Genomic DNA, 318 nt, shown 5'->3' on the forward strand with positions numbered 1-318 from the left:
ACGGCTGTGGCCTGGAGCCCTTGGATTCAGCTCGCTCTGGCGGCCTGCCTGATCTGGCGCCGGACGCTGCCCTGATCTGCGCGACCATGCCGGCCGGCCCTTTGACCCTCGCGGACAGGCCCAAGGCAGGCGTCGTCACCAGCCAGGAGATCGTCGCGGCGATCGACGTCTACCTGCGAGATCCGATGGCTGGTCCCTCCCGCTTCGACAGCGGCCACAGCGTGGACATCGCAGCTCTCGTGAACGCGACTCCCGCCTTCGGGGCGGTGGACCGATCAGGACCGCAGGAGAAGGTGTTTCGGACGGTGCTGGCGGCCG

The 318-nt window shown here is 68.9% G+C and carries 1 protein-coding gene; it reads left to right on the plus strand.

Annotation, left to right across the window (positions count from 1 at the left end; genetic code table 11):
• Nucleotides 1-20 precede the first annotated feature (20 nt).
• The coding region (locus tag MKK69_RS19535) for a hypothetical protein (RefSeq protein WP_243970570.1) at nt 21-318 on the plus strand (298 nt) is incomplete at its 3' end.

The organism is Methylobacterium sp. J-026 (assembly GCF_022829585.1).
Classification (GTDB): domain Bacteria; phylum Pseudomonadota; class Alphaproteobacteria; order Rhizobiales; family Beijerinckiaceae; genus Methylobacterium.